This is a genomic window from Gelidibacter salicanalis (genome assembly GCF_016469035.1).
Lineage (GTDB): Bacteria > Bacteroidota > Bacteroidia > Flavobacteriales > Flavobacteriaceae > Gelidibacter > Gelidibacter salicanalis_A.
Genome location: NZ_JAEHJZ010000042.1, coordinates 21,677 through 46,839, shown reverse-complemented (window position 1 = coordinate 46,839; position 25,163 = coordinate 21,677). Strand labels below are relative to the sequence as shown.

18 protein-coding genes are annotated in these 25,163 nt (G+C 36.5%); 11 read left to right on the top strand and 7 right to left on the bottom strand.

Annotated features, from left to right (window positions below; translation table 11 throughout):
* Nucleotides 1-15: 15 nt before the first annotated feature.
* The 3 genes from glmS to JEM65_RS16760 are packed head-to-tail and all read right to left on the bottom strand — an operon-like array spanning nucleotide 16 to nucleotide 4,340.
* The gene (gene glmS / locus JEM65_RS16770) at nucleotides 16-1,863 is read right to left on the bottom strand and encodes a glutamine--fructose-6-phosphate transaminase (isomerizing) (protein ID WP_199602105.1); all 1,848 of its coding nucleotides are present in this window, start codon (nucleotides 1,861-1,863) and stop codon (nucleotides 16-18) included.
* A gap of 4 nt (nucleotides 1,864-1,867) precedes the next feature.
* Nucleotides 1,868-3,481 (bottom strand): DUF4270 domain-containing protein, encoded by a 1,614-nt coding sequence (locus JEM65_RS16765; protein WP_199602103.1) that lies wholly within the window; start codon nucleotides 3,479-3,481, stop codon nucleotides 1,868-1,870.
* A 49-nt stretch (nucleotides 3,482-3,530) separates the two neighbouring features.
* A complete protein-coding gene (locus tag JEM65_RS16760) occupies nucleotides 3,531-4,340 on the bottom strand; it encodes a glycogen/starch synthase (protein WP_199602101.1) in 810 nt (269 codons plus the stop codon).
* A 111-nt stretch (nucleotides 4,341-4,451) separates the two neighbouring features.
* Here JEM65_RS16760 and panC point away from each other — a divergent pair, with 111 nt between their 5' ends.
* The 10 genes from panC (at nucleotide 4,452) to JEM65_RS16710 (ending at nucleotide 19,863) form a co-directional block, all read left to right on the top strand.
* Entirely contained in the window at nucleotides 4,452-5,300 is an 849-nt protein-coding gene (gene panC, locus JEM65_RS16755) for a pantoate--beta-alanine ligase (protein WP_199602099.1), read from the top strand.
* A gap of 13 nt (nucleotides 5,301-5,313) precedes the next feature.
* Nucleotides 5,314-5,664, top strand: coding sequence for an aspartate 1-decarboxylase (panD, locus tag JEM65_RS16750; RefSeq protein ID WP_066438671.1), 351 nt, complete (start codon nucleotides 5,314-5,316; stop codon nucleotides 5,662-5,664).
* A 2-nt stretch (nucleotides 5,665-5,666) separates the two neighbouring features.
* Nucleotides 5,667-6,632, top strand: a complete 966-nt coding sequence (locus tag JEM65_RS16745) for a lysylphosphatidylglycerol synthase transmembrane domain-containing protein (protein ID WP_199602097.1) — start codon at nucleotides 5,667-5,669, stop codon at nucleotides 6,630-6,632.
* Nucleotides 6,633-6,718: 86 nt separating this feature from the next.
* The gene (locus JEM65_RS16740) at nucleotides 6,719-7,858 is read left to right on the top strand and encodes an alpha/beta hydrolase (RefSeq protein WP_199602095.1); all 1,140 of its coding nucleotides are present in this window, start codon (nucleotides 6,719-6,721) and stop codon (nucleotides 7,856-7,858) included.
* 650 nt (nucleotides 7,859-8,508) lie between these two features.
* A complete protein-coding gene (radA, locus tag JEM65_RS16735) occupies nucleotides 8,509-9,867 on the top strand; it encodes a DNA repair protein RadA (protein WP_199602093.1) in 1,359 nt (452 codons plus the stop codon).
* Between the two features lie 908 nt (nucleotides 9,868-10,775).
* Nucleotides 10,776-14,399, top strand: a complete 3,624-nt coding sequence (locus JEM65_RS16730) for a LamG-like jellyroll fold domain-containing protein (protein ID WP_199602091.1) — start codon at nucleotides 10,776-10,778, stop codon at nucleotides 14,397-14,399.
* Nucleotides 14,400-14,473: 74 nt separating this feature from the next.
* Complete coding sequence (locus JEM65_RS16725) at nucleotides 14,474-14,929, top strand: hypothetical protein (protein ID WP_199602087.1); 456 nt, start codon at nucleotides 14,474-14,476, stop codon at nucleotides 14,927-14,929.
* Between the two features lie 151 nt (nucleotides 14,930-15,080).
* A complete protein-coding gene (gene ileS / locus JEM65_RS16720) occupies nucleotides 15,081-18,575 on the top strand; it encodes an isoleucine--tRNA ligase (RefSeq protein WP_199602085.1) in 3,495 nt (1,164 codons plus the stop codon).
* Nucleotides 18,576-18,579: 4 nt separating this feature from the next.
* Nucleotides 18,580-18,963 carry a TraR/DksA family transcriptional regulator gene (locus JEM65_RS16715; protein WP_199602079.1) on the top strand — a complete coding sequence of 128 codons (384 nt, stop codon included), beginning with the start codon at nucleotides 18,580-18,582 and terminating at the stop codon, nucleotides 18,961-18,963.
* 234 nt (nucleotides 18,964-19,197) lie between these two features.
* On the top strand, nucleotides 19,198-19,863 hold the full coding sequence (locus JEM65_RS16710; RefSeq protein ID WP_199602077.1) for a lipoprotein signal peptidase: 666 nt from the start codon (nucleotides 19,198-19,200) through the stop codon (nucleotides 19,861-19,863).
* Here JEM65_RS16710 and JEM65_RS16705 read toward each other — a convergent pair.
* The 4 genes from JEM65_RS16705 to JEM65_RS16690 form a co-directional block, all read right to left on the bottom strand.
* The gene (locus JEM65_RS16705) at nucleotides 19,839-20,408 is read right to left on the bottom strand and encodes a 5-formyltetrahydrofolate cyclo-ligase (RefSeq protein ID WP_199602075.1); all 570 of its coding nucleotides are present in this window, start codon (nucleotides 20,406-20,408) and stop codon (nucleotides 19,839-19,841) included. The genes JEM65_RS16710 and JEM65_RS16705 overlap by 25 nt on opposite strands.
* Before the next feature lie 415 nt (nucleotides 20,409-20,823).
* Entirely contained in the window at nucleotides 20,824-21,798 is a 975-nt protein-coding gene (locus JEM65_RS16700; protein ID WP_199602073.1) for a succinylglutamate desuccinylase/aspartoacylase family protein, read from the bottom strand.
* Between the two features lie 8 nt (nucleotides 21,799-21,806).
* Nucleotides 21,807-22,679 carry a 30S ribosomal protein S6--L-glutamate ligase gene (gene rimK / locus JEM65_RS16695; protein WP_199602071.1) on the bottom strand — a complete coding sequence of 291 codons (873 nt, stop codon included), beginning with the start codon at nucleotides 22,677-22,679 and terminating at the stop codon, nucleotides 21,807-21,809.
* Between the two features lie 70 nt (nucleotides 22,680-22,749).
* Entirely contained in the window at nucleotides 22,750-23,181 is a 432-nt protein-coding gene (locus JEM65_RS16690) for an ATP-dependent zinc protease family protein (RefSeq protein ID WP_199602069.1), read from the bottom strand.
* A 138-nt stretch (nucleotides 23,182-23,319) separates the two neighbouring features.
* On the opposite strand from JEM65_RS16690, the gene uvrC reads away from it, so the two are divergent.
* Nucleotides 23,320-25,110, top strand: coding sequence for an excinuclease ABC subunit UvrC (gene uvrC / locus JEM65_RS16685; protein WP_199602067.1), 1,791 nt, complete (start codon nucleotides 23,320-23,322; stop codon nucleotides 25,108-25,110).
* The last annotated feature ends 53 nt before the right edge of the window (nucleotides 25,111-25,163 follow it).

Here is a 25,163-nt window from a genome sequence, read left to right as displayed (position 1 = left end):
GTAAACCTAACAATCTTATTCCACTGTTACTGATTTAGCTAGGTTTCGCGGTTGGTCTACGTTTTTACCTAACATAACCGCAATGTGGTAGGAGAGAAGTTGTAAAGGGATAGTTGTTAATAACGGCGATAGATTTTCTAAAGTTTCCGGAATTTCTATCACGTGATCAGCAAGTTCTCTTACACTAACATCTCCTTGGGTAACAATACCGATAATTTTACCTTTTCTCGCCTTAATCTCTTGGATGTTACTGACTACTTTTTCGTAATGCCCCTTCTTAGTGGCAATAACTATAACCGGCATATTTTCATCAATTAATGCAATAGGCCCGTGTTTCATTTCTGCAGCAGGGTAACCTTCCGCATGGATATAGGAGATTTCCTTGAGTTTTAGAGCACCTTCTAAAGCCACAGGAAAATTGTAACCTCTACCAAGATAAAGCATGTTGCGCGAATCTTTGTATGTTTCAGCAATGGCCTGGATGTGCTTATCAGCTTTTAAAGCCTCGGTAACTTTTTCTGGAATTAATTCTAACTCTTGTAATTGTCTGCGATAGTCAGAGCTGGACATGGTGCCTTTAGCGCGGGCAAGACGTAGGGCTATTAAGGTTAAAATTGTAATTTGTGTGGTGAATGCTTTTGTGGAAGCTACACCAATTTCTGGTCCAGCGTGCGTATAAGCACCTGCATCTGTTTCTCTCGCTATCGAAGATCCAACAACGTTGCACACTCCAAATACAAAAGCGCCTTTCGATTTGGCTAATTTAATAGCAGCCAAAGTATCTGCAGTTTCACCCGATTGTGAGATGGCAATCACAACATCTTTTTCTGTAATAACTGGATTTCTATATCTAAATTCTGATGCGTATTCTACCTCAACAGGAATTCGGGCTAAGTCTTCAAAAATATATTCGGCAACCAATCCTGCATGCCATGAGGTACCACATGCCACAATGATAATACGATCAGCATTTAAAAATCGTTTCATATTGTCTTCAACACCAGACAATTTTATGATGGCTTCATTAACCAATAAACGGCCTCTGTAAGTATCTTTAATTGCTAAGGGTTGCTCGTAGATTTCTTTAAGCATGAAATGATCGTAACCACCTTTTTCTATCTGTTCAAGATTGAGTTGTAATTTTTGGATGTAAGGATTAACCAAAGAGTCATCTGCAATCTTTCTGATTTTAATGTCTTTATCAAGTCTGAGAATGGCCATTTCTTCATCTTCAAGATAGATGGCATTGTCAGTAAACTCTATAAAAGGAGATGCATCACTGGCCACAAAAAATTCACCATCACCAATACCAATGGCCAGCGGGCTACCCAGCTTAGCAACTACAACTTCTTTTGGTCTTGTTTTATCAAACACCGCAATAGCGTAAGCGCCAACAACTTGGTTTAATGCTATTTGAACCGCCTTTCCAAGTTTGACTTTTTCATTGATCATGACATCTTCAATCAAATTGATCAGTACTTCTGTATCCGTATCTGATTGAAAAGTGTAACCACGTTTAATTAATTCTTTTTTTAGAGCATCATAATTTTCTATAATACCATTATGGATGATGATCAAATTGCCGGAATTAGAATAATGCGGATGGGAGTTCACATCATTTGGTACTCCGTGGGTTGCCCAACGAGTATGTCCAATACCTAATTGGCCGCTAGTAGAGATCTTATTTTCTAAAAGTTCTTGTAAATCAGCAACCTTACCCTTGGTTTTGCACATATTTAGGTCTATACCATCGAATAGAGCAATACCGGCACTATCATAACCTCTGTATTCTAGACGTTTTAATCCTTTTAAAATAATTGGGTAAGCTTCTCTATGGCCTATATAGCCAACAATTCCGCACATAATATTAGTTATTAGGTTCAGTATAAAATATCTCCAAATATAACTTTTTATCTTCGTTTGTGGTGTTATTACCATATAGCACCGTGCCCTTTGGAGAAAGAATAGCGCTTACTGGTACTGTTTTAACGGGCTGATTGTCTGCTGATAAAATAGAGAGCGGGGTAGCTCCATCTTCAATATTAACGTTAGTTGACACGGCCAAACCGAGACTGACATTTGTAGAATCTCTTAGTAAAAGATTCTTGATGTGCTCTGTGATTCTGATTTTGTATTTAATGCCTTGAGCATTTTTATCGTCGCCATCACGCTTTAATTTTCCAAGGTGATTGGTTCTAGAGTCATTTGGCGACACCTTGTCGGCAGACTCAAAACCATAATCAAATAAAGTCGTGTTGTTTTTTATGTCGTAAATATAAATTCTGTCTGGCTCCTGGCCTTGTGTAAGCGTCGGATCTACAAAAAACACCAAGTTAGCTTCATTGATCATTCGTTTTGCTCTGACAAATTTCCCTTCTGTATCAGTTTCAACATACGCGTTTTTAAACTCTTCAAAAGGCGTTATGGTTCCTAAATCGTTGTCAATATCAGTACCGCCAAATAAATCGATCACCGCCATGGCGCCTTGTCCACCTTTAAGGTATAGTTTTTCATCACCAGTGGTTGGATTGCCCTGAGGGATTGCGAATGAGTAGTCGTTTTCAAAGAAATTCACCCGATTGCCCGCAAAATTCAATTTATAACTACCGTTGACACGTTCAGTTGCCGTTCCAGTGGGAGGTGAGCTATAATATAAGGTAATATTGGCGTTGGAGGATGCAAAGTTTAGAAGCATCATACTGCCATTATCATTTATGGCTTCAGCTTCAAAGTAAACGCCTCTGAAGTAATTTTGAAAGTTGTTCAAATTGCTTAATTCTGATCCACCTTCTTTTAGAATGATTTTATTATTCCAAAATTCTGTGTCCATTTTGCGGCGTAATGCCGGCGCTGTCCTTGTAACCTCTTCGCCTATTTTCTGCGCTATTTCTGAATTACTGGGTGTAAATTCCGTTATGCTTTCCAAAACCGTTCCTCTTAGAGAAGTTAAAGGAATTTGCGTTGAAGCTGACAATGAACGGTCAGAGAAATATTTTTGAGGACTATTAAATTGCGAGTTTGGATCAAAACTTCTCAAAAAGTAGGTGTTCTCATACACCTTCAAATTAATTGCGCTTGAACCATAAATGGAATCCAAAGCATAGGTTGTTACACCATCTGTAATGCCTGTAGCTTTACTAAAGTAAGGGATCGTAAGCACCACGGAGTCTACTCTGACCTCATCAGGAAATATGGGATCATATACGGTGGGGGCCAATTGTGTTACCACGTTTGCAGTGGTGCTGCCATAAACTAGATCTTTATAATAGCCTAATAAATTAGAGGGCAACCCATTGGTTTGAACGGGATTAAGTTTGTTGGTGTAGGCCGTAACTTCGTATTTGGTGTCAGACACACCAAAATTATTTTGACCAGAAATTTCTGAATCAAGAGATACATAATCTTTGTCGCATGCAATGAACAAGGTCATTAATGCTACAAGAAGAAACACGGGTGTATTGGCGATTTTTTTATTTTTCATTACTATCTTTAAATGGATTGAAGAGCGAATAGTATAGTCTTGCTAATGATTAGTTGAGTACTTTGGTGTTGTAGAACTCAGTGTAAGGTTCAGCAAAGTCTTCTTGGGAGAAATAGTCTAACACGGGTTTGTCTGATGCTTTTAAGTAGTCTTCCAGTTCTTGGGGCAGTTCAGCTGAACCTTTTATAAGAGCATCTGAATAATCAATTGCAATCTTCATAAGGTTATTATAATTTGGGGTTTCCAGAACCTTAATTGCAGCATCATCAATGTTATCAAATTTAACTTTGTTTATCATACCTTTGTCTAACGTCCCATCAAAGGTTTGATTGTATATAGAGGTCACAATTTTACTGTCAGTAAACAAAGGTTCGTTTTTATAGTACTCTTTCAAGTAGACAGGAAGTAAGGAAGCCAACCATCCATTAACATGGATAATGTCTGGTGCCCAATTGAGTTTTTTAACCGTTTCAATCACGCCTTTTGCGAAAAATATAGCACGCTCATCATTATCTGCAAACAGCTGGCCGTCTTCATCTGTTAAGGTTGCTTTTCTCTTAAAGTATTCTTCGTTATCAATAAAATAAACTTGGATTCTTTCTTTAGGAATTGAAGCCACTTTAATAATCAAAGGCATATCTAGATCGTTGATGACCAAGTTTATACCTGAAAGTCTTATCACTTCATGCAGTTGGTGTCTACGTTCATTTATGTTTCCATACTTTGGCATGAATATTCGTATTTGTCCACCTTGTTTATTTACCATTCTTGGAGCCTCAAATGACATCGAAGAAATTTCAGTCTCAGGTAAATAAGGAACAACCTCGGAAGACACGTACAATATCCTCTTATCTTTCATAAATCACGTAGTTTAAAAAAAGTTAAAATTTAAAACACGCAAAATTACAAAAATTTATGCAGATTGCGAGTAAAATCTTAAGTTTGCAGGCTGTTAATTTTTTGTTATACAATGATAATCTGCCATAAAAAAGAAGAGTTAAGACACGTGCTGGAAGGGTTGGTGCCCAAAAATCAAACCCTTGGTTTTGTGCCAACAATGGGTGCTCTGCACGAAGGTCATTTATCAATAATTGTTAAAGGATTGAAGGAAAACGCCAAAATGGTGGTGAGTATTTTTGTCAATCCAACCCAGTTTGACAATTCCTCTGATCTTAAAGAATACCCTCGAACTTTAGAGCATGATCTCGAATTATTGCGATCACTTTCAGAAGATATCGTGGTATATGCACCAACCGTCGAGGATATCTATGGAGAACTTATCAGCTCAGAAGCGTTTAGTTTTGATGGTTTGGAGCATCAAATGGAAGGGAAGTTTCGAAAAGGCCATTTTGATGGTGTAGGAACTATCGTGAAGCGTCTGTTTGAAATTGTAAGACCCGATTTCGCCTATTTTGGTGAGAAAGATTTTCAACAACTCAGAATCATTGAGAAGCTTGTAGAAAAACACCATCTTGGTGTAAAGGTTATTGGGTGCGATATATTTAGGGCTGAAGACGGGTTGGCCATGAGCTCAAGAAACCAACGCTTGTCAAAAACACACCGGGAAGCGGCGCCTTTTATTTACGAAACCCTAAAAGCTGCCAAAATACGATTTGGCACGGAAAGTGCAAATAAGGTTACGACATGGGTAGTAGAACAGTTTGAAAAGCAGGGGCTATTACAGTTGGAATACTTTACAATTGCTGACGAAGAAACCTTACTACCTGTAGAAACAAAACAAAACACAAAATCATATAGAGCGTTTATAGCAGTATTTGCAGGAGATATCCGGCTTATAGATAATATAGCGCTTAATTAATTACCTTTGCCCTATGCAAATACAAGTTGTAAAATCGAAAATACACCGTGTCAAATGTACCGGAGCTGAACTAAATTATATAGGCAGCATTACTATTGATGAAGATTTAATGGACGCCGCCAATATTATTCAAGGCGAAAAGGTCCAAATTGTCAACAATGATAACGGAGAACGTTTGGATACCTATGTGATTCCCGGTCCAAGAAATTCTGGTGAGATCACTTTAAATGGAGCCGCTGCTCGAAAGGTCGCTGTTGGAGACACTCTAATACTCATTACCTACGCATTTATGGAACTTGAAGAAGCTAAAACTTTTAAGCCTTCTTTGGTGTTTCCTGATGAAGCTACCAACTTACTCAAATAGCATTGCGCCCTAAGACCAAGAAAATAGTCAGAATTGCCCTTCCTCTTTTGTTGGCGGTCTTTTTTGGGTGGTACACCTTTTCAAAATTACCAATAGATAAAATCATACCGTATTTCAAATCGGCTAATTACAGTTGGATTGCTTTAGGAATGGGGCTTGGTTTACTCAGCAATTTATCCCGAGCGTACCGATGGAAGTATCTGTTGGAGCCCATGGGGTACAGTGTAAAGTTGCCCAACAGTATCATGGCAGTGTTCATCGCCTATTTGGCAAATTTTGGGATTCCAAGGTCTGGAGAAGTTTTAAGGGCTGCCGTGTTAACCAACTACGAAGAGGTGCCTTTTCAAAAAAGTTTCGGAACCATTATAGCCGAAAGAATGGCTGATTTTGTCATTCTGCTCAGCATCGTGGGCATCACATTTCTCATTCAGTTCGACTTTATTTTTAAAATTTTAGAAAATGCTTTTCAGCCCAAAAAATTAATCCTTATGGGGGTTATTGGGTTGGTGGTCGTTACCATTCTCTTTTTATACCTTAGAAAGAGTCAGTCTAAAGTTGCGCTAAAAGTACGAAATTTTGTGATGGGACTATTGGAAGGGATTTTAAGTATTTTTAAGATGGAGCATAAGTGGGCCTTTATCTTTCACACGCTTTTTATTTGGCTCATGTATCTCTTGATGTTTTATGTTACCACCTTGGGTGTAGAAGATTTAAATGGTGTGTCTATAGGCGCGCTTCTTATAGCGTTTATTGCAGGAAGTTTTACTATTGTGGCCACTAACGGCGGTATTTTTGTTTATCCCCTAGCTATTGGTGCTGCCTTTTCTGTGTTTGATATTCCCGAAAATCCGAGCATTGCTTTTGGTTGGATTATATGGGCTTCACAAACAATTATGATCATTGTTCTAGGGAGCTTATCATTTTTGTTTTTGCCAATTTATAACAGTAAAACTAAGAGTAAAAAGTAATCTTTAAGTTTTATTAAACATTAACCTGCATAGGTAATTGAATGGAATAATTCTTTAACTTGCGGTTACTTATAATCCCAAATTGTATGAGAAGATTAACCCTGCTACTGTTATTTTTAGTGAGTATACCTATAAGTGCTCAAGTAATATATGAACCTTTTTATTCCTCAAAATTAGGTGACACCAGAGAAATAAAAATTCAGCTACCGCGGAATTACAATCCTGAAGAGAAAAATAAATACCCCTTAATTATTGTATTGGATGGTGATTATCTGTTTGAACCTTTTGCGGGTAATTTAGATTATCAGACCTATTGGGGGGGAATACCTAAATGTGTGGTAGTAGGCATCAATCAAGTTGAAACTCGGGAAAAAGACCTTTTTTACGACAAAGATATTTATTTCCCTGCTCATGAAGGGGCTTCGTTCTTCGAGTTTATTGGTATGGAACTCATTCCTTTTATTGAAAACAAGTATAATGTTTCAAATTTCAGAATTCTCACTGGCCACGACTCAAGTGCCAATTTTCTAAATTATTACCTATTTAAAGATAATCCCCTTTTTAGAGCTTATATAGCCTTCAGTCCAGATCTAGCCCCAGAAATGGCAAATAGAGTTCAAGAACGTCTTACGTATATAAATACAGATACATTTTATTATTTGGCTACTGCCGACAATGATATTGCGCAGTTAAAAGATAAAATTCTGACGCATAATTCGCTATTGGCCTCCTTGGACAATCCTAAACTTCATTATAGATTTGATAATTTTACTGATGCAGACCATTACTCATTAGTAAGTCTCGGAATTCCAAGAGCACTAAATAACATCTTTGCGCTCTATAAACCTATCAGTAAACAAGAATATACTGATCAGGTGCTAACTTATGAAGGAGGTCCTTTTAAATATCTTGAAAAGAAATATAACGATATTAAGCTGTTTTACGGATTTGAGAAAAAAGTTGTTGAGAATGATATGAAAGCAATAGCCGCGGCTGCTATTAAAAAAGATGATTTGGACGCTTTAAAAGAATTGTCAAAATTGGCACGTAAAGAATACCCAGACTCAATGATTAGTGCCTATTTTACCGGGATGTATTATGAACAAGAAAATAACTTAAAAAAGGCCTTACAATATTACCAATCAGGTTTGCTTTTAAAAGCATCTGACTTTATTGATAAAGATGTTTTATTAGACAAAATTTATTCGCTCAAGGACGAAAATTAGTCAAAAAGCGGTTTCGTAAGGATTAACTCTAAGTATCGTCCCAAAGCTTAAATCTACTTAAGGATTAAAAAAGCCTTACTTTCTAATATTCATCGTAATGTATACTGTTACAATCAGTGCACAAACAGTATCTGAAGAGTGTGCATCCATAAAACTAAACGCCCTAAAATTTTAAAGTAGTCTTGCAAAAAATTATGATCTGAATTAAGATTTGAAATATCCTGTCATTTAAGTACCTGATGGCGATATCGTTTTGAGCCAATGGTTGAATACGTCTCCTATCAAACTGTTTTGGGTAAAATGCTAGAAGCTATTGATGTCGGCTTTGTTTGAGGAAAGGAACAGTTTTATGACAGCTATAAAGATCTGATAAGATTTCAAGGTTACCTATGGAGTTTGGAGCAGGATTTTTTAATTTATTACTTTAGAATTGATGCGTTATATGGATCGAAACTATAAAACCACCAAGTTTAAAGTGGTTGTAATTTACTGGTTATATCAATTAAGATTTGATTCTGTCAAAGGAAGAAGGGATTAGAATTGTTACTGCGGAGAATGAAAGTGAGATCGTCGATTTATAAAACATCAATTACTTTTAACTATAATAATTTATACCACAAATAGTTTTATTTTAGCCTAAACTTTCAAGCATGGCCAAAATAAAAACAACTTTTTTTTGTCAAAACTGTGGCAGCCAATATTCTAAATGGCAAGGGCAGTGTACGGCGTGTAAAGAGTGGAATACCATTGTGGAGGAAGTCATTCAAAAGGAAGAAAAATCTGATTGGAAAACCCCAACATCAGCCGTGAAACGCACTTCAAAACCCTTACGCATCAATGAAATTGACGTCACTAAGGAGGTGCGAATGAATACTCAAGATGAGGAGTTCAATCGGGTACTGGGTGGTGGTATTGTTCCTGGATCTTTAATTTTATTGGGAGGAGAGCCAGGTATTGGAAAGAGCACACTGTTGCTTCAAATTTCATTAAAATTGCCCTACAAAACACTCTATGTTTCTGGCGAAGAAAGCCAGCAACAAATTAGGATGCGTGCAGAACGCATCAATCCTAACAGCGCTAATTGCTATATTCTGACCGAAACAAAAACCCAAAACATTTTCAAGCAAATTGAAGCTTTGGAACCAGATATTGTGGTTATTGATTCTATCCAAACCTTACATAGTGACTATATTGAATCGTCATCAGGAAGTATTTCCCAAATTAAGGAATGTACGACGGAGCTCATAAAATTTGCTAAAGAAACAGCCACGCCAGTTATTTTAATCGGGCATATTACCAAGGATGGTAACATTGCGGGTCCAAAAATTTTGGAACACATGGTGGACACGGTGTTACAATTTGAAGGCGATAGGAATCACGTGTTCCGTATTTTACGTGCACATAAAAACCGTTTTGGCTCTACCAATGAATTGGGCATTTATGAAATGCAGGGTTCAGGTCTACGTGAAGTGTCCAATCCATCAGAAATTCTAATTTCTAAAAAAGACGAAGAGCTTTCAGGGAATGCGGTTGCGTCCACTTTAGAAGGGATGCGCCCACTGATGATTGAAGTGCAAGCATTGGTGAGTACAGCAGTTTATGGAACCCCACAACGGTCTGCCACTGGTTTTAATGCTAAACGGCTGAATATGCTCTTGGCGGTATTAGAAAAACGTGCCGGATTTAGGTTGGGGGCAAAAGATGTGTTTTTGAACATCACCGGCGGTATTTCTGTAGATGATCCTGCCATTGATTTGGCGGTTGTAGCCTCTGTGTTATCATCTAATGAAGATGTGGCCATTCCTAAAGATTACTGTTTTGCCGCTGAAGTTGGTCTCTCAGGAGAAATCAGACCTGTCCAAAGGGTCGAGCAACGCATTCTTGAAGCCGAGAAGTTAGGGTTTTCAAGTATTTTCGTTTCTAAATATAACAAAATAGCCCTTAAAAATACGGTCATCAAAATTCATCTCATCTCTAAAATCGAAGATTTGGTGAGTTTTCTTGTTTAAAAAATGGGGAGTGATAAAAGCGCTGTTTTAAGTAAAACAATCGTTTAATGAATTTCTTATTCGTATTTATTTGACGAGAATGATTTAATATTTAAATTATGATGAGTAGTTTACGGGGATATATCCCGATTTATATTCCGTTAATTGGAAATTTATTCATTTTACTAATATAAACGTAGCATATCGGTAATTTCACATACAATACGCTGATTGTATAAGATTTATACCATTACATAAATCGTCCCAAACTATTAAACCTACAACACTCAAAACTTTTCTTATTATTATCACTAGCCTTTTTGGTTAGTGGACTATCTGCTCAAACTAATGTGCCTGGTATAAAAATCGACGTTAGTTTTCAATGGAAGGACAATCAAACTTCCGCAAATCACCCAGCTACAATTAAAAACCTAACAATCAATAACACTGTATGATAACTATGGAAATCCTTCAAGTTGTGAGTTAAAAGTTGGACCCAATTGCCAAAGTTAAAATACTATTAAAAAAATGGAGGTTACACATAAACATCTAGTGCAAATGCAATAGGGAATGCTTCTGTATTAGCGGTATATCAAGATTTTAATTTGAATCATTATTTTGAAACTAACGGTAAAGGTCAAAATACTTGCAAAGATTAAGTACGTTAACGATTATATATTCCTTTAATCGATGGAGTAGATTATAGAACTAATATAAATACTGTTTATCGACTACTTTGTTGTTAAAGTGTTGCTTGTGTTAGTTTTACAGAGTTATTTACATAGACCCGTACTTAATAAATTAACATCCTTGCAATCTAATCCCTCAAGATTGCAACCTACCCCTCAAGTAGTATTAACATCCATTGTACTTCCAAGTAAAATAAAGTACATAAGTTTTTATGATTCTTAAGTTAAATATGTTCTACTATGAAACCTGCTTTTCAAATTTTAATTGGCCTATTAAGCCTATTTTATGTAAGTGTAAACCACGCCCAAACCTGTGGTGGTAATACCTTTATTGCCCCTGTCCAACCCACAACATGTACTTATACGTATACAGCTTTAGGATGGTTTAATGCGTCAGGGTCACAAACAAGCCCACCCCTTGCTTTAAAATCAGATGAATCTATATGTATCATGGCTAGCTATACTGGTAATTTCGATTTTGATGTTCAAGGGTCATTTTATGTAGCACCTGGTAAAAAATATACAGGTTGGGTTAAAAGCTTTACGAGCTCTTCAGTAATATTAGCGGCAGGAGAAATTAATTTCATAAGTGCACCAAGGAAAAAAGGTTTATTTTCAGGTTTAAAGGTAACTATAGGTACTAATGGTATCATGTCCATACCTGAGAATTTTGAACCTGGGGGTTCTGCAACAGTAAATAATGCAGGGCGGTTAAATGTTGGAGGTGATTTAATTTTTGGTGGAAATGGATCTATTAATAACTATCCAAGTGGTAAGGTCATTGTACAAGGAAACTCTTCAATGAATGGCCTTTTTAATAATTGTGGGTTGTTCGAATTATTTGGTTCTTTAACTTCAGGAGGAGGTAGTGGGTTGAAAAATTTATGTTCAATGTATATTCATACAAACATGAACTTAAATGCTGATTATACCAATGAAGGGTTACTTATTTTAGATGGCACGTTAAATTTTACCGGTTCAGTGTTAACTAATAATAATATTATGGTAGTTAAAAATATCATTTTGAACAATTATAGTCTAGTAGGTAATGATATTACATCATTGCTTATTGTGCGCCAAAATGCAGTGTTAAGTAGTAATGGAATTATCACTGGACATATGTATTATGACATGGATGATGGTGGTGGTTTTGATAGTGTTTGTAATAATTGTACACAGGATATTGATATAGTAATAAACATGTCATTACCAAGTACCTATGAAGAAATTCTTGCAAATTGTGGAGGTGATATTATTGTTAACCCATTTATAGAAAAGTCTAAATTAGATTTTGATGGGATAGATGATTATGTTACAACCCCCAATTTTATTAATGGTTTAAATAATGTAACCATCATGGCATGGGTATTGTCCGATGCTGGAAATTCAACTAATATGACCATTGCTGGTGAAGATGTGGGTTGCAGATTATGGCTTAAAAATGGTAATAAACCGACATTCACCTTAACCACAGCAGCTAACTCAAAAACTATTTCCGTAGCAAAACCTATTAAACACAATGAATGGCATCATATTACTGGAACATATGAAAGTTCCACAGGCGTTATGAGCCTATATATTGATGGAGTTTTAGCAAAAAGTTCAAATATTCGTGCAGGATCTGCTATTTCCAATTCTTCTTCCACAAATGGTAATTTTGAAATTGGCCGTAGATCAACAGGTACAGGGAGTGAATATTTTAAAGGTGATGTAGATGAAGTTCGTGTATTTAATACATCACTATCTGCTGATCAGATACAACCTATGGTGTATCAGGAAATTAAAAACGTTGATGGTTTTGTAAAAGGAAAAGTGATTGATAAAAGTATCGTTAACATAACATCAAAAGCTCCAATTGCCTGGTCAAATTTATTGGCATATTATCCATTTAGTAATTTAATTTCGAATTCTCGAACTACTGATTTTTCGTCCAAAAATAGAGTTACTAGGTTAAAAAACATTACTTCCTTTCAAGAGGAAACAGCCCCTATACCTTATGTAACTAAAGCGAATGGTGCTTGGACATCTGAAAACACTTGGTTGCATGGCGATGTGTGGGATATTGAAGATGTGCAAAATAATAAAGATTATAGCATTGTAAAGATTGAGCACAATATAACTACTGCCAATTCACATAAAAATTTAGGCTTACTAATTGATAGTGGCAAAACACTAACGGTTAATGGCGATAATTCAATAAGTAACAGTTGGTATTTAAAATTAGATGGTACGTTAAATTTGATGGACGATTCGCAACTGATACAAACGGAAAATTCTGATTTAGTGACTTCAGCTAATGGAAAGATATTAAGACGTCAGGAAGGAACTTCCAATGTGTTTTGGTATAACTATTGGGCTTCACCAGTAGGGGTCACAGGAGCGACCACATTAACCAACAACAACGCCTCCACCAATAATCCTAATAACACAACATTTAGCTTAAATCTACTTAAAGAAGGAAATTCTAATTCTGTGCAATTTACTTCTGCACATGATGCAGTTGGTAAAATAAGCACGCGATGGTTATATACATATAAAAACGGGTTGACTTATTGGGATTGGGCACGTTTGTCTCCCACTACCGCAATACCACCAGGTGTTGGTTATTCACAAAAAGGTACCGGAAATTCTGGGAATCATCAACAATATATTTTTGAAGGAAAACCTAATAATGGAACTATTCTAGTTCCTGTTACGGATGTTGGAGGCCTAGGATCTGTAGCTACAGTGTCCAAAACCGATTATTTATTAGGCAATCCATATCCTTCAGCACTAGATATCTCTAAATTTATAGATGACAACATAGGCATCATAAACGGATCAATACAATTATGGCAACAATGGAGTGGAAGTTCGCATTATTTAAATGAGTATGCTGGTGGCTATGCCACTGTCAATAAATTTGGTTCAGTAAGAGCTTTTCAATTTGTTGGAATAGAGGGTGCGACAAATGGAAATCAAGATGGGACAAAAATACCAACTAAATTTTTACCGGTAGGACAAGCATTTATGACAGAAATAATTGGAACTGGAAATGTGACGTTTAAAAATAGTCAACGTGTCTTTAAAAAAGAAGCAGATGCGGATGGTTATTTTAATAATGGTTCTACATTTTTCAGAAATGGTGAACAACTTGAAACAATTCCAGTTAAAAACATTAAAGAAGATAGCAATGTGATGAGTAAAATTCGCTTAGAATTAAATTCGGTTAATGGTCCTGCCACTAAAAAAGAATTGCTTCTCGGGTTTAGTAACATCACAACCGATGAATATGATTACGGTTATGATGCCAAAAACACAACAGAAAATGCTAATGATTTCAACTTGATTTTAGATAATCAAAATATGATGATGCAGGCTTACGCTCAAATCTCAAATGATAAAGTTGTACCATTAAATTTTAAATCAGCTGGTGATTATACATTTGAAATTAAAATGACTGAAATTGAGGCAATAGCTGCCGAGCAAGACATTTATTTAAAAGATAATTTTACAAATGTCTACCATAGTTTAAAATCTGATCAACCATATAATTTTACTACGACATCAGGTGAATTTAAAAATAGATTTGAGGTAGTGTTTCAAAATAATAATAAGTTGCTTGGTGTGAGTGAATTTGAGCGTTCATCCAATTTGACGTACTTTAATAGCACATCAGACAAATTATTCATTAAAGGATTAAAAAATGATGTTAGTAAATTGATGATCATTAATATGTATGGACAAACCGTTGTTCAGTATCAAAATTTATCATCAGAAACTCTAAACCATGGCTTGAATATTTCTAATGTTGCAAGCGGAGCATATATTGTGTATTTTGCTACAGCAACTACCACAAAATCTGAAAAAATTATCATTGACTAAATTCAATTAACGTATTAAAAGAAAAGCCCGAACATTTGTTTGGGTTTTTAAATTTGATTTAAATCAGGCACATTATGTATAAATATTTAAGCTTATTCGCCATTGCATTTATTATTGTTTCTTGCGGAGTTAATAAGGATACTACAAGTAAAAACTTGGAATCTCAAGCAATAAAAATTAATGCCAACAAAAATTTGATTGAAACCAGAACGGAAGGCGTTCTAACAGATAACGAGGGGTTTAAAGATATTGGATCTTTCAAATATTCTGTGTTTTATGATGCTACAACAAAGGATCTTTCTAAAATAATAAATATTGAAATTATAGATAAGTCAATCACAGAATCATACTATTTTGCTGATAATAAACTTTTTTTAATAGTTTCTGAAGCTGTACAAATTCCAGCTAAAAAAATATATGTACACAATAAAAAAATCATATCTAGTGAAAGTGTCGAGCCTGAAGAGCAACAACTACTTCTAGAAAAGGGTATAAGATTTCAAAAAGAATTTCAAAATAACTATAAATAATTGTTATTCGTTAAAACCAGAAACTAACAAATATAATCTCACGGCATTAGCTTATTCTATTCAAATTCCCTTGACTTCTTTTTAACCAATTTAGCCCCGCTAATTTATCAAAAATCGTTAATTTCGCACTTCGATAAGAATTAATGAGATAATGAGCAGTAGATTCACTGAATATAAAGGACTTGACTTGCCAAAAGTTGCTGAGGACATCGGTAATTATTGGAAAGAAAAAAGCATTTTCGATAAAAGTATCACCACAAGAGAAGGTAGTACGCCATTCGTTTTTTTTGAAGGGCCTCCTTCTGCAAATGGGTTGCCTGGAGTACACCACGTTTTGGCGCGTGCTATAAAAGATATTTTCCCTCGATATAAAACCATGAAAGGTTTCCAAGTTAAACGTAAAGCAGGCTGGGATACTCATGGTTTGCCTATAGAGCTTGGTGTTGAGAAAGAACTTGGCATTACCAAAGAAGATATTGGTAAAACCATTTCTGTGGAAGATTATAACGCTGCTTGCCGCAAAGCAGTTATGCGTTATACGGATGTGTGGAATGACCTTACTGAAAAGATGGGCTATTGGGTAGATATGGACAATCCATACATCACATATGAGCCTAAATATATGGAAAGTGTTTGGTGGTTGTTGAAGCAAATTTATGACAAACAACTCATTTATAAAGGGTATACCATCCAACCGTATTCTCCAAAAGCAGGTACTGGATTAAGTTCTCATGAGCTTAACCAACCCGGAACCTATCAAGATGTTACGGATACTACAGTTGTAGCACAGTTTAAGGCAAATGAGGCTTCACTTCCCGACTTTTTACAGAATGAAGGCGATATATATTTCTTAGCTTGGACCACTACGCCTTGGACCCTTCCCAGTAATACAGCGTTGACGGTAGGCTCTAAAATTGATTACGTGTTGGTGGAGACTTACAACCAATACACGTTTGAACCGCTCAATGTTGTTCTTGCGAAACCGTTGGTGAACAATCAATTTGATGGGAAATTTAAAAGAGTAGACACAAAAGCTGAATTATTAGAATACACTTCCGGTGATAACGTACCTTCCGGCAAGGCAGGAAAAATTCCGTATTTTGTTGTCAAAGAATTTAAAGGTAAAGATTTGGTAGGCATTACCTATGAGCAATTGTTGCCATACGCCTTGCCAAATGACCATCCGGAAAATGCCTTTAGGGTAATTTCTGGTGATTTCGTCACTACCGAGGATGGTACCGGAATTGTGCATACTGCCCCAACTTTTGGAGCGGATGATGCCTTGGTTGCTAAACAAGCTAGCCCTGAAGTGCCGCCACTTTTAGTAAAGGATGATAACGGTAATTTAGTGCCACTTGTAGACTTGCAAGGGCGGTTTAGAAAAGAGATTAAAGATGAGTTGTACGGCTTTGCTGGTGAATATGTAAAATCTGAATATCTAAACGACTCAGAATTAGTTTCAGAATACGAAAAGCAGAAGGAGAGTTTGAAATCTGTCATTTCAAATCTGAAGGAATATTTAAGTGTCGATGAACGTTTGGCACTTAAATTAAAGAACGAAAATAAGGCTTTTAAAGTTGAAAAATATAAACACAGTTACCCAAATTGCTGGCGTACTGACAAGCCAATTTTATATTATCCATTAGATTCTTGGTTCATTAAAGTCACGGATGTTAAAGATAAAATGGTGGCACTAAATGATACCATCAATTGGAAACCAAAATCTACAGGAACCGGACGTTTCGGCAACTGGTTGGCCAATGCTAACGATTGGAACTTGTCGCGTTCCCGTTATTGGGGAATTCCTTTGCCAATTTGGAGAACGGAAGATGGCAAGGAGGAAATCTTTATTGGATCTGTCACTGAATTGAAAGCTGAAATGCAGAAGTCTGTAGAACAAGGACACATGTCAGCTGATATTTTTGCCGATTTTGAAATCGGTAACAATTCAGAAGAAAACTACGCAAAAATAGATTTACATAAAAATATTGTTGATGGGATTGTGTTGGTGTCGCCATCAGGTAAACCAATGCAGCGTGAAGCCGATTTGATTGATGTGTGGTTCGATTCAGGATCTATGCCTTATGCACAATGGCACTATCCGTTTGAGAATAAAGAGTTGATAGATGATCATAAAGCCTATCCGGCCGATTTTATTGCGGAAGGCGTTGATCAAACACGGGGTTGGTTTTATACTTTGCACGCCATCGCAACGATGGTTTTCGACTCCGTAGCTTATAAAAACGTGGTGTCTAATGGATTGGTATTAGACAAAAACGGACAAAAAATGTCCAAACGTTTAGGCAATGCTGTAGACCCTTTTACAACATTGGATACCTACGGGGCGGACGCCACACGATGGTACATGATTGCTAATGCCAATCCGTGGGACAACCTGAAATTTGATCTTGAAGGGATTGAAGAAGTGAAACGTAAGTTTTTCGGCACACTTTATAACACCTATTCGTTCTTTACCTTGTATACAAATTTAGATAAATTCAACTATTCTGAAGCAGAGATGTCTTTGGAGAACCGTCCAGAAATCGACCGTTGGATTTTGTCTGAATTGCATACCTTGATTCAAAAGGTAGATGCCTATTACGCCGATTACGAGCCAACAAAAGCGGCCCGGGTGATATCAGACTTTACTCAAGATTATTTAAGTAACTGGTATGTGCGTTTAAGCAGAAGACGTTTTTGGAAAGGCGACTATCAGCAAGATAAAATTTCAGCTTACCAAACCTTGTACACCTGTCTGGTAACCATTGCAAAATTGGGCGCGCCAATTGCACCATTCTATATGGATCGATTGTATATGGATTTGAATGCAGTGACCAAAAAGGAATCGTTTGAAAGTGTCCATTTATCTGATTTCCCTGTATATGAAGAACGGTTTGTAGATAAGGAATTGGAGCGCAAAATGGAAGCTGCACAGACCATTTCATCTCTGGTGCTTTCGTTACGGGCAAAAGAGAAAATAAAGGTGCGTCAGCCGCTTCAAAAAATCATGATTCCGATTTCTAGCGAAGCTCAAAAAAATGAAATTTTGGCGGTTGCTGATTTGATCAAATCAGAGGTAAATGTTAAGCAAATTGAAGTGTTAGAAGACGCGTCCGATATCTTGGTGAAACAGATCAAACCTAACTTTAAAGTACTCGGCCCGCGTTTTGGAAAGGACATGAAAGCGGTAGCGCAAAGTATTAATAGCTTTATCGCTAAAGATATTGATACTTTTGAACAAAAGGGCTCTTTAGAGATAGAGATTAATGGAAAAAGTATTAATTTAGAGCTCTCAGATGTAGAAATTACCTCACAGGATATTGAAGGTTGGCTCGTAGCGAGCTCAGGACCATTAACGGTGGCTTTAGACGTAACTCTTACAGATGAATTAAAAAAAGAAGGTATTGCAAGAGAATTGGTAAACCGCATTCAAAATTTAAGAAAGGATTCGGGTTATGAGCTTACTGATAGGATTGTAGTGCAGTTTCAAAAGGATGAACAGATTATTAACGCAATAGACAGGAATTTAGAGTACATAAAAGCTGAAACCTTAACCGAAGAGTTGGAAATTGTGGAACATTTGAATAATGGTATAGAAGTTGCTTTTGATGATGTAAACACTAAGTTGTTTATTCAAAAATTTTAAAATTATGACTAACGATACGAACATTAGATATTCTGATAAAGATTTAGCAGAATTTAAAGTATTAATACAAGAGAAAATCAAAAAGGCAATTCATGATTTAGACCTGATCAAGAGTGCTTATATGAATGACCTGAACAATGGTACAGATGATACCTCACCAACGTTCAAAGCATTTGAAGAAGGTAGTGAAACCATGAGTAAGGAAGCAAACTCTCAATTGGCAATCCGTCAGGAGAAATTTATTCGCGATCTTAAGAACGCCTTGATACGCATAGAGAACAAAACCTTTGGTGTGTGTAGGGTAACCGGTAAATTGATCGGTAAAGAGCGTTTAAAACTCGTGCCTCACGCTACTTTGAGCATTGAAGCTAAAAACATGCAGCAATAATATCCTTTTGAAAAAAAGGATTTCGTGAAAAGAAGTTTAGATTGCTATTACATCTAAAAAACACTTCAAATTTTGAGGTGTTTTTTTGTTTGTCCTCTGTTGGAATAGAAGCTAGGTTTTCAATAATAACCCTATTTTTACATTTTATTTAGAATTAGATATCGCAATTAGAATTAAGAAGAATCTCAATTATAATCATCATTAAAAAAGATTCCCACTGTGGTGGGAAATGCTATGTCTCTCAAAAAAGCCACCTTACTAATTGTTGTCATCCTATTGATTGACCAAATCAGTAAATTTTATATTAAAACCCAATTTGCATTGCACCATAGAATAGAGGTGTTTGAATGGTTTCAGATCTTATTTGTAGAAAATGATGGAATGGCTTGGGGTACTAAACTAAGCGACTTTATTACAGGCATCTCAGACAGGACCGCTAAATTGAGCTTAACTATTTTCCGTATTGTTGCCGTTATTGGTATTGGGTATTGGTTGGTAACGTCTGTACGTAAAAAAGGTCCAAATATTCTAATTGTAGCTATTGCCCTGATTTTTGCTGGGGCATTGGGCAATATCATTGACTCTGTATTTTACGGTATTATATTTGACGATAGCTACAGTCAAGTAGCTACTTTTTTACCAGAAACGGGTTATGATACCTTGTTTCACGGCAAGGTTGTAGACATGCTGCATTTTCCACTCTGGGAAGGTGTTTTGCCTAATTGGATCCCCTTTGTTGGTGGCGATTATTTTACCTTTTTTGAACCGGTTTTTAATGTGGCTGATATGGCCATCAGTTCAGGCATTGGGATGTTGATTGTTTTTAATAGGAAAGCATTCCATCAGGAAGAAGAGGAAGATCACAAAGCGTCTGTTTATATAGAAAAAGAATACGTCTGATGGGGAGTTACGCAATAATCGAGCGCTACATCGCTTTCATGTACGCCGTTAATCGTTTCTTCAACCTCAAAAAGGGAAAGACCAATCTTAAGGGTTTCTGGTTTGCATGCTGATAAAAAAGAGTCATAGAACCCTTTACCGTAACCAACCCGATGGCCTTGTTGGTCAAATGCTAACAACGGTACAAAAACCACCTCTATCTTATCGACACTAATTTCAATACCATCTACAGGCTCTGGGATACCCCATTTATTTTTCTTGATCATAGTATTATCCATTAACAGATAATGTGTCAGTTTAACGCTCTCAAAATCGGTTTTAGAAATAATGATATTTTTATCTTTTCCAGATAAAATATTCAAGATATAGTCTGTGTTGATTTCTTTATGTTCTGCAATGCTTAGAAAAATATGGTAGAAGGATTTCTCCCAAATAGGTAGTTTTAGCAATTGGTTAGAAATATCTAAACTCCCGTTTTCAATAGCTTCTAATGATAGCTCCTGTCGTTTTTGCTTGTAGAGTCGTCTTAAGGCTACTTTATCCATAATGTAAACTTACTATTTTTTAGGCAATGAAAAACATGATACTCTTTTGTGAATTTGATAAATACCCGGTGTGATGAAACAAGTAAGCTTAAAATTAGCAAGAAGTTTTATAGTAAGTTTTAGCAATATTCGAAAAATGTGATCCTAAAAATTTGTAAATTGTTATAGATGAAGACCATCATAGGAAGATCGATCTTAAAGAACTGCTGCACGAATTGGACTCAGAATCTCCTGAATTTTTAACTATTGATGAACTTGATAAACTGTTAGAGATAGCTATAGAAACACATGTAGGTTAAAATCTTAAATCCGGGATCCCGTTTTTAAAGGCTACACAAGAGTCTCTAGAATAAAATCAAAATAACAAGTAATAGAGGTTTTTGGTTTTATAAAACTAAGATGTCCTTCTTTCTTTTTATGTGGTTACCAGCTTCGTAACATGAAAAAGCGCATCGCCCTGATAGACCAATGAGGCTTCATTCACATTAATTACATAACCTTCAATACTCGCTTTTACCTCGTGGTAAATTTTTCCATAGGGATCCGTAATTTGGCCCAAAACATCGTCTATTTCTACTTTGGTATTGACGGCCACTGCCGATTTGAACATACCAGATTGTTTCGCCCTAATCCATTTACTCTCTTCTATAAAAACAGTAGGCATTTTAGGTGGTGACGCTTTAATACGATGGTGTAGCATATCATAATGTGCCAAAATACGTTTCACGCCTTCCACACCAACTTTTGAGATGTTATTATCTACATAAAACGATTTTCCACCTTCATACAACAAAATAGGTTTCCCCAATTGAAAACAGGCATTTCTAAACGATTTTGCAATATGATTGGAATACAAAACAAATGGAGCTCCAAAAACACGTGCCAATGTATCCAACTCAGGATGGTTTCTGACAATACGTATTTGAGCAGCGTTAAATCTGCTTGCCCCACCGGTATGGAAATCCACAACCAAATCCACATCCGGAATGATCTCATGCATTAACCTATGCGCTACCCTACTGGCTAAAGAACCATTGGAGCTGCCAGGAAACTGTCGGTTAAGATCACGTCCGTCAGGAAATGCACGGTTACTGTTTAAAAATCCAAAAATATTCAGGATGGGCATGCAAATAATTGTGCCGCGTTTTGGACGATTGATACGTCGTGCAATCAATTGCCTTACAATATCCACTCCATTAATCTCATCGCCATGGATGCCTGCCGAAAATAAAATGGTAGGGCCAGGGATTTTGGAACGCTCAATAATAATTGGGATTTCAATTTTTGTAGAGGTATGGAGTTTGGCGATGTTGAAGTTGATTTCTCTTGATTCGCCTAATGCAATTTCTTCTCCTAAAATTGTAATCGTATGGTTACTGTCTTCCGGCATAATTGGGTTTAAACGTTACGTTCAATATATCTTATAATACTTTTTGCGATATCTTTTTTGGTAGCTGCTTCAATACCTTCTAGTCCTGGTGAAGAATTCACTTCTAAGATTAACGGCCCACGAGATGATTGCAACATATCCACCCCACAAACACCCAATCCGAGTGCTTTTGCAGCTTTTAGTGCAGCATTTTCCTCTTCATCCGTAAGTTGTATGATTTCTGCGCTGCCGCCTCTGTGAAGGTTCGATCTAAATTCACCTTCTTTACCTTGGCGTTTCATGGCGCCTACAATATTACCATCTACAATGAAGGCCCTGATATCTGCGCCTTTTGCTTCTTTAATAAACTCTTGAATGATAACACGGGCCTGTAACCCATGAAACGCTTCAATAACAGATTCTGCGGCATTATTGGTTTCTGCCAATACAACTCCCAAACCTTGGGTTCCTTCTAAAAGTTTAATTACCAATGGCGCACCGCCCACAGAAGCGATCACCTCAGACGCATCTTTAGTGTAGTTTGAAAACACTGTTTTTGGCATCCCTAAACCTGCTCGAGATAGCACCTGAAGACTCCTTAATTTGTCACGTGATCGTACTAAAGCCTGAGATTCAACCACTGAAAAGACTTTCATCATTTCAAATTGACGTACCACGGCAGTACCATAAAATGTTACGGAAGAACCAATACGAGGAATGATGGCATCCACATTTTCTAAAACTCGCCCTTTATATAAAATGGCAGGATTCTTTTTTTCAATTATAATGTCACATTTTAAAGGATCTATAACTTCGCAAGTGTGTTTGCGTTGTTTTGCGGCCTCTACTAGGCGTTGTGTAGAATATAAATGAGGGTTTCTGGATAGTACGATGATATTCATTGAGCTTGATGGCTTTAATTTTTAGTTTATAAGGATTAAAATAATTTTATAAAATGGGGTGTAAAAGTACCTATTTTTTTTTGCTGTTAAAAGATACATCTTTTTGAGTGACATCAACGATAAATTTTTTTGTCAGAAATTTTCGACCTATTAAAATGGGGTATTTCATATCTTCTCGTGTACTTAAGGTCAATGAAATACTGTATTTTTTGTCGAATAAGACTATGGGAGTTTTTACTTTGTATCGTTTTTGGACCACGCCATTACTACTTTTTACTTTAGCAAAGGTGTATTCCTTAAATTTAATTTCTTTTCCATTGTAATGCGGATGGCCTTCATCATAAAACAAACAGATTAATTCGTCAGTCTCAGCATCTACTAAAACCTTGTGGCAATGGATGGATGAAGTGTACGCGCCAGTGTCTATTTTAATGTCAATATCAAACAAATCAAGGGTTGGGAAGTCTGCCTTATCTATTCTGCCTATAATCTTTTTGGGCATCTTGGGAAATTATATTAGGCTTGCAAGGTAATAAAAAAACAAACGTTGACTTAAATCGTTCAAATTTTATTGAAATTACCATCTCATGAAGCCTGATTAATCAATGAAATATTTTTATATATATAGTATCTTTGAACTATGAGTAAGCCTACTTTAGAAATCCAATTGCAAACATTGCCGCATCAACCTGGAGTGTATCAGTATTTTGATGCCAATGATAAGATTTTGTATGTAGGTAAGGCAAAGGATTTGAAGAAGCGGGTCAGCTCTTATTTTACCAAAAACCATGATTATGGTAAGACAAGAGTGCTGGTAAAAAAAATTGTGACCATCAAACACATTGTGGTAGAAACGGAGACAGATGCGCTGCTCCTTGAAAATAATTTAATTAAAACCTACCAACCCCGTTATAACGTTCTACTTAAAGATGATAAATCGTATCCGTGGATTTGTATCAAAAAAGAACGTTTCCCAAGGGTGTTTTCCACACGACGCGTTTTTAAGGATGGGTCTGAATACTTCGGGCCTTATACCAGTATGAAAACGGTAAAAACACTGTTAGATTTAATCAAGGGATTGTATTTGTTGCGCACCTGCAATTATGATTTGGCGCAGGATAAGATAGATGCAGGAAAGTTTAAAGTGTGTCTAGAATACCATTTGGGCAATTGTAAAGGCCCGTGTGAAGGTTACCAGTCAGCAGAAGATTACCATCAGAACATTGCAGCCATTAGAGAGATTTTAAAAGGGAATTTTAAAGATTCCTTATCGCAATTTAAAAATCAAATGAGGGAGCATGCTGATGCTATGGAGTTTGAAGATGCCCAACGCATTAAAGAAAAAATTGATATTCTCGAAAATTATCAGGCCAAATCTACCGTGGTCAATCCAAAAATCAGCAATGTTGATGTGTTTTCAATTGTTTCTGATGAAGAGTATGGATATGTCAATTTTTTGCAACTGTCTTACGGTTCCATCATTCGATCCCATACTTTAGAAATTAAAAAGAAGTTGGATGAGACTGACGAGGTGCTTTTGCAACTTGCCATTACAGAAATAAGACAGCGTTTCCATTCTACCAGTAAGGAAGTGTATGTTCCTTTTAAAGTTGATTTGGGTGAAGATGTCAAAGTCAGCACTCCTAAATTGGGCGATAAAAAACGTCTTCTCGATCTGTCAGAACGCAACGCAAAATATTACCGGATGGAGCGTTTTAAACAAGTCAAAATCATTGATCCAGACCGTCATGCCAATAGGATCATGGCGCAAATGAAGATTGATTTACGCCTCAGTGAAGAACCACGGCATATTGAGTGTTTTGACAACTCCAATATCCAAGGCACCAATCCTGTTGCAGCTTGTGTGGTTTTTAAGGATGGTAAACCAAGCAAAAAAGACTACCGTCATTTCAATATTAAAACCGTTGTGGGTGCAGACGATTTTGCTTCTATGGAAGAAGTAGTGTACAGGCGCTACAAACGTTTGTTGGAAGAAGAGCAGCCATTGCCGCAACTCATTATTATTGATGGCGGAAAAGGCCAGTTATCTTCAGCCTTAAAAAGTTTGGACCTATTAAACTTAAGAGGAAAGATTGCCATTATAGGCATAGCAAAACGTTTGGAGGAATTATTCTATCCAGATGACCCGATTCCACTGTATTTAGACAAAAAAAGCGAAACCTTAAAAGTTATCCAGCAGCTGCGTAATGAGGCCCATCGATTTGGGATTGAACATCATCGCAACCGCCGCAGTAAAGGAGCGTTGACCACTGAGCTGGAATTGATTTCAGGTATTGGCGAACAATCTATTGTGGATTTAATGACGCATTTTAAAACGGTTAAACGGATCAGTAACGCTACCTTTGACGAGTTAACACCCGTAATAGGCGCCTCAAGAGCAAAAAAGATTCTTGAGTATTACAAAAAATAAAAGCGCATAAAAATTGCGTTTTGTAAGTCATGAAGGCTTGCAAGTTGAAAATA